General features: G+C 45.6%; 7 protein-coding genes. 4 read left to right on the top strand and 3 right to left on the bottom strand.

Features of this window, described 5'->3' with window-relative positions:
• The coding region (locus AC3OH0_RS01940; protein ID WP_498344554.1) for a DEAD/DEAH box helicase at positions 1 to 465 on the bottom strand (465 nt) is incomplete at its 3' end.
• Between the two features lie 70 nt (positions 466 to 535).
• Here AC3OH0_RS01940 and AC3OH0_RS01935 point away from each other — a divergent pair.
• Positions 536 to 2521 (top strand): molybdopterin biosynthesis protein, encoded by a 1986-nt coding sequence (locus AC3OH0_RS01935; protein WP_498344553.1) that lies wholly within the window; start codon positions 536 to 538, stop codon positions 2519 to 2521.
• A gap of 4 nt (positions 2522 to 2525) precedes the next feature.
• Here AC3OH0_RS01935 and AC3OH0_RS01930 read toward each other — a convergent pair whose 3' ends face one another.
• The gene (locus AC3OH0_RS01930) at positions 2526 to 3221 is read right to left on the bottom strand and encodes a DUF72 domain-containing protein (protein WP_498344552.1); all 696 of its coding nucleotides are present in this window, start codon (positions 3219 to 3221) and stop codon (positions 2526 to 2528) included.
• A 59-nt stretch (positions 3222 to 3280) separates the two neighbouring features.
• On the opposite strand from AC3OH0_RS01930, the gene yjjX reads away from it, so the two are divergent.
• The 3 genes from yjjX (at position 3281) to AC3OH0_RS01915 (ending at position 5044) form a co-directional block, all read left to right on the top strand.
• Complete coding sequence (gene yjjX / locus AC3OH0_RS01925) at positions 3281 to 3817, top strand: inosine/xanthosine triphosphatase (protein WP_498344551.1); 537 nt, start codon at positions 3281 to 3283, stop codon at positions 3815 to 3817.
• A gap of 16 nt (positions 3818 to 3833) precedes the next feature.
• Positions 3834 to 4691, top strand: a complete 858-nt coding sequence (locus tag AC3OH0_RS01920; RefSeq protein ID WP_498344550.1) for a hypothetical protein — start codon at positions 3834 to 3836, stop codon at positions 4689 to 4691.
• A 107-nt stretch (positions 4692 to 4798) separates the two neighbouring features.
• Entirely contained in the window at positions 4799 to 5044 is a 246-nt protein-coding gene (locus tag AC3OH0_RS01915) for a ferredoxin (protein WP_193435972.1), read from the top strand.
• A gap of 138 nt (positions 5045 to 5182) precedes the next feature.
• Here AC3OH0_RS01915 and AC3OH0_RS01910 read toward each other — a convergent pair.
• Positions 5183 to 5734 (bottom strand): hypothetical protein (locus tag AC3OH0_RS01910; protein WP_498344549.1); only part of this gene is annotated, 552 nt, incomplete at its 5' end.

Below are 5734 nucleotides of genomic sequence, written 5' to 3'. Positions count from 1 at the left end.
GGGATCCCCTATAGTATGCATTTCATCGATAACTATTGCTTTAACCCTGCTAATCCAGCTGGGTTTAAGTCTTAAAAGACTGTCAAATCTTTCATAAGTAGCTACGATGATGTCGTAGTCCCCTAGCTCTTCAGCTGGATTATCGTAATCACCGGTTGTGATGCCTGCTTTAAGCCCAATCCTGGAGAGACGGTTGAACTCTCCATGCTTCTCGCTTGCGAGTGCTTTCAACGGGGTAAGATAAACCCCTATCCCCTCGTTCACAACAGTCTTAACCAGGAGCATTTCCGCAATTAACGTCTTACCACTAGCCGTGGGAGTTGAAACCACCAGGTTTCTGCCTTCTAACACACCCTTGTTAACAGCGTCTGCCTGAACAGGGTTCAGCGTTGTAATACCTTCCGCCTCCAGCACCCTTACATAGCTCTCCGGCAACCCTTTGCTTATTAATTCCTCGACGCGCATTTCAACCCTCTTATAAAGATTTAACCTTATCAAATCCATTAATTACATGGCTGTTTAAAAGGAGTTAGTTATGAGTAGGAAAATATTTCACGCCCTTGTGGATCCCGATGAGGCTGTTAAACTAGTGCTCGAGAGAGTGAGGCCGCACCCCTCTGGGGTTGAGAAGGTTCCGTTGATCAGTGCCCTTTACCGGGTTTTAGCCAGTGATGTCTACTCGCCAATAGATCACCCTCCATTCGACAGGAGCGAAGTGGATGGCTATGCTGTTAGAAGCGTAGACGTGGAGTGGAGCGATGAGCTATCACCAGTATACCTTAAGGTCAAGGGTCGTGTGAAGCCGGGTGAGAAACCTACTTTAGAAGCCGGCGTTAAAGACGCCGTAGAGGTTGCCACCGGGGCAATGATCCCGAGAGGCTACGATAGCGTGGTCATGGAGGAGTATGTTGAAAGAGATGAAGAGGTTTTAAAGGTCTTCAGAACAACTCCTCCCGGAGATAATATTTCGACAGCTGGTAGCGATATATCTTCAGGGGACCTGGTTCTTTTCAAAGGGACATTGCTTAGACACAGTCACCTGGGCTTGCTCGCAGGGTTAGGGGTAAAAGAGGTTGAAGTCTACAAGAAACCTAAGGCGATAGTGTTTTCAACGGGTGAAGAAGTTGTCGAACCAGGTACCGTGTTGGAGACCGGCAAAGTATACGACGTGAACGGTGCGTTGATAACATCTTATCTTAGAGAGCGGGGTGTTGAAGCCGAGTACGGAGGGCTTCTTCCCGACGATTATGATGTGATAAATGATACGATTCAGAATGCTTTGAGAAACTATGACATGGTGTTCACAAGCGGTGGAACCAGTGCAGGGGTCTCGGACCTGGTTTACAGAGTGTTCAACGAACTAGGGGAAATAATCGTCCACGGGTTGAGGACGAAGCCGGGTAAGCCTACGGTGATTGCGACGAGCAATGGGAAGATCTTGATCGGTCTGCCAGGTTTCCCGCTCTCATGCTACATGATCCTCGTGAGAGTTGTCAGCAGGATTGTAAGCTTCTACACAGGGGCGCTGTACGATGTTAAGGATGTCGACGCCTTAATGCCTGTTCAATTGAGGAAGCAGGTTGGTAAAACATGGCTAATACCTGTTATGCTGGTTGAATCTGAAAACGGCTATGCCGCTTACCCTGTCTCCATGAGCAGTGGCGCTATCTCACCACTAATCCTGAGCGACGGGTTCCTCGAGATAGGTGAAAACGTGGACGTTGTCATGGAGGGTGAACGAGTAAGGGTTTACCTCTTCCACGACCTACCTGGGAAAACCAGGTTAAACGTGATAGGAAGTAATGATCCATTGTTGACGGAGATACTGAGGCTCAGGGGTTTTATTAGCGCTTCCAGGATTCTAAACGTAGGTAGCACTGGCGGCTGGAAAGCTGTGGCGAGAGGCGAGGCTGATGTAGCCCCTACTCACTTGTTGGATGAAGAAACCGGATGCTACAATACTCCATTCATCAAGAAGTATGGGCTTGAAGATAAAGCTGTCTTGATCAGAGGGTATGACAGGCTTATAGGAATAGTGGTGGAGAAAGGAAACCCTAAGAATATTACCACTTTAGAGGATTTCCTGAGAAGCGATGTTAGAATAGTGAATAGGAGCAAAGGTTCTGGTATACGTGTATTCCTCGACATGGCGTTAAAGCGGATCGCTAGTGAGAAGGGGCTGGACCTTGGCAAGCTCGGCAGAATGGTTAACGGATACACCTATGAAGTTAAGACACATACAGCGGTAGCAACAGCTATCAGGCAGGGAAGGGCTGACGCTGGCTTAGCCGTGGGATACGTAGCAGAATTACTGGACCTCGACTTTATTCCGTTAACATGGGAGGAGTATGACTTCCTTATCCCTAGGAAAAAACTGGTTAAGGAGGCTGTTACCACGCTCATAGATAGTCTCAAACACTTGAGCCAAATACTCGGCGAGGCTGGGCCATTGTTCAAGAAATATTATAGAGTCAGCGAGGGCTCCGGCTTCGAGAAAACCTATTGCATTAACGAGGCGTAATCCTCTACTTACGTTCAAGTATGTTTTTCATCAGCCTCGCGTTCTCAAGCATCCAGTGATCGTTGTTGAAAAACACGTAAACAGTTTCAGGCCCGAGCTCGATAATTCGCCTGCCTATTTCAGCAAGCTCCTCTCTTGAGTACTCGTAACCGTACCAGTCCGTGGACCCGTGTAGCCGCATGTAAACCACACTATTCGATGCCACAATCCACCGGGCTATTGGAGCATCTATGGAAACAAGGGTGATGCCAAGCTTCTCCCCCCATTTTGCAACGCTCTCGGTGAAACATGACGAATGCCTGAATTCGATGGCAAACCTTCTTCCCAGAGATGTTGACGAGAAAAACCTCTCTATGCTTGATAAATTCTCATCCTTGCATGAGAAATTCGGGGAGAGTTGGAACAGGTAGAAATCTACTTTATCATCCAAGGGTTTGAAAAGCTCTTTGAATTTCACCCAAGTATTCAAGGCATCGAGCTTAAGCTTCCTCAAGTGGGTAATGCTTCTATGGGTTTTCACAGACCATCTCAGGTGCTTAGACTTCCTGCTCCATGCTTTTACCTGGTTGGGAAAGGGAAACCTGTAGAAGCTAGCGTTTAACTCGACAGCATTCAGCCCGCTAAACTCGACATACCAGTCGAGGGTTGCTTCCTCATTCCAATCATAAAGCCACCCACTAGTTCCAACAAAAACCCTCATAAAACCCCTCAAGAATAATTTTCGCTGTGAAACTAAATAGCTTTTCAAGGGTTGCTAGCATGGAGGTAACCATATGCATCGGCTCAGGAAACCCTGTTAAAGTGAAAGGAGTCAGGTTAGCTTTTGAACGGTTTTTCACCGTAGCAGAGGTTCGTTCCAAAAAAGTTTCAACCACTGTCGGGGACCAGCCCATAGGTTTACACGAAATACTTGAGGGTGCTATGGAGCGGGCGAGGGGTAGCTTAGACCCCGAGTGTGATTACGGTGTTGGAGTAGAGGCAGGATTCTACTTACTCAATAATGAACCGTTTGACGTGGAAGTATCCTACATAATTGGGAAGAATGGTTTGCACTCGTATGGCCTCTCACCCTCGTTCCCTATCCCTAGAGCGGTGTATGAAGCAATTGTTGAGGGCAAATACAGTGAGCTGGAGGAGGCTGTTGAGCATTTGACCGGGGTTGAAAGAATTGGCGAGAAGCAAGGATTTATAGGTTTTCTGACTAGAGGAAAGCTTGAAAGATATGTTCTAAGCTATACAGCAACCATCATGGCTCTTGTTAAACTATTGAACAAAGAACTTTATGATCTAACTTAGATTCAAGGGTGTTATCTTGAAGAAAACTATCTTGGTAAGCGGTCTACTCCCATTCGACTCCGGCAAAACCTGGTTCACACTGAGTCTTTTCAAAACACTCACAGCCACCGGTGCTAAAGCAGTACCCTACAAGCCCGTGGCAGCCCACAACATTTGGTACAGCGCTATGACGGTTAAGCACTCTGTCAGGTTGAAACTGCTCGTAGGGAATGATGCCTACGCATATTTTAGAGAAACCGGTGAATCCCCAGCGCTTTTAAACCCGGTCGCGCTGGCTGTTGCCCCATTAGACCCTTCTAACTACGGTTTTAACATGGAAAAATACTTGGAGGATTCAGCGCTATTCCTACCACAACTAGTTATGGCAAGAATATCGCACTATCCTTATACTCAGATAGAACATTATATTATTCAAGAAAACGTTGAGAAGACTGTTACAGAAGCACGTAGAGTCCTGGAATTACTTAAGAAGAAGTTGCAACCAACGGCGAGAAGTCTGAAAGAAGTCAGCGAGATGTTAGTGAGCAAGAGAATCGACCAAATCGTGGCCTCAGCACTGAACTCTCTGCTAGAAAAGTATGATGTTATATTGCTGGAAAGTTTTAACGACGCATTACTTCCCAGCATAGGGCTTATAGAGAACGTTGATCAAATCATCATTGTTGCGCCTGGTAAAGCTTTTCTTTACGATACTAGTACAACGAAAAATATTTTGCAACATATAGCTAAGAATCTCGATAATCCCGCGTACCTGGTTACCTCTAGACTACTTCCTAAATTCAAGCCAGAAAAAACCATTGATACACCAATATTGTTGAAGCCTAGGGAGCATAGTATGCTTCAACCCATAGTTGATTTTATTTTAAAGGAGTAACCGTATGAAACCAGATGTTGATCATTTCTTCAATAATGCTTTAAAAGACTAGCTCATCTTAGAAAACTTTATTACCATTGATTCAACATTAAAATCATGGTGTTAGAATGGCAAAATACAGGGTAATAGTGGACAGGGTCAACTGCTTGGGCTGCGGTGCAGCGCCTGCAGCGTGTCCCGAAATATTTGAACTAGGAGAGGATACTGGGAAGAACCGGGTTGTTGCAAAATATAGTGTTCAAACAACAAGGGATATATCAATAGGGGAAATACCCGAGGAATTATACGAGTGTGCTAAGAGCGGGGCAGATGTTTGCCCTGTTGGCGCTATAAGAATAGAAAGAATTGAGTGAAAACATTAATCTAATATGTTTTTCCTTTCTCCACAATCTTTTCGGAGTAGAAAATAGGGCATCTTTTCATACTCAACCAGGCTGTTACGAGAAAAGGGCATTCGACTAACCAAGGTTTTCTAAAATTCGTCGAGAGATCTACCGTATTTTGACGAAGAGCCTAGCGGAGACGAAGAGGATTAGAAGCGATATAATAGAGGGGATTAGAACCTTATCTGCCTCGCTCATGAAAAGTAAGGCGTAATAATATGATGCCCAAACTGGCACCACAACCGCTATTGACAGAATTAAGTAGGCGATTATTGTTTTCGATATTTTCATGTAGAATGTGCCTGTGAACAAATTCTCTCCCTCTAGTTTGAACAAAATCCATATCTCCAGCATGATCAGGCTTGCAACCAAGGGTATCGTAAACCATGACTCCAGTATGGTGGAAACCGTGAGGACGTTGATCGCGGCAGCATACCCTAGTAGAGCTGTGTAAATCGCTAAGTATTCTATTAGACCTACCACTAGAATTGAACGAGTTAATACGGTGGTTTTAACTGGAAGGGTAACAGTTAAGGAGTGACCATGAGCCTCCACACTCAGCATCAGCACCGGGTAGGCGATCATCGCCATACTCCCAACCTGGAGTGCCTGCACAAGGGTTGCCGGGCTGGCTATGAGATTCCAAATCATAATAGCAGG

Source organism: Thermosphaera sp. (assembly GCF_059755995.1).
The sequence above is the reverse complement of the archived record's forward strand: the minus strand, read 5'-3'. Positions and strand labels throughout refer to the sequence as shown.

What these genes read in the sequence shown, in the direction of transcription:
- AC3OH0_RS01935 (WP_498344553.1), top strand. Translation starts at nt 536, where the DNA reads ATGAGTAGGAAAATATTTCACGCCCTTGTGGATCCCGATGAGGCTGTT.
- AC3OH0_RS01930 (WP_498344552.1), bottom strand. Translation starts at nt 3,221, where the DNA reads ATGAGGGTTTTTGTTGGAACTAGTGGGTGGCTTTATGATTGGAATGAG.
- yjjX (WP_498344551.1), top strand. Translation starts at nt 3,281, where the DNA reads ATGGAGGTAACCATATGCATCGGCTCAGGAAACCCTGTTAAAGTGAAA.
- AC3OH0_RS01915 (WP_193435972.1), top strand. Translation starts at nt 4,799, where the DNA reads ATGGCAAAATACAGGGTAATAGTGGACAGGGTCAACTGCTTGGGCTGC.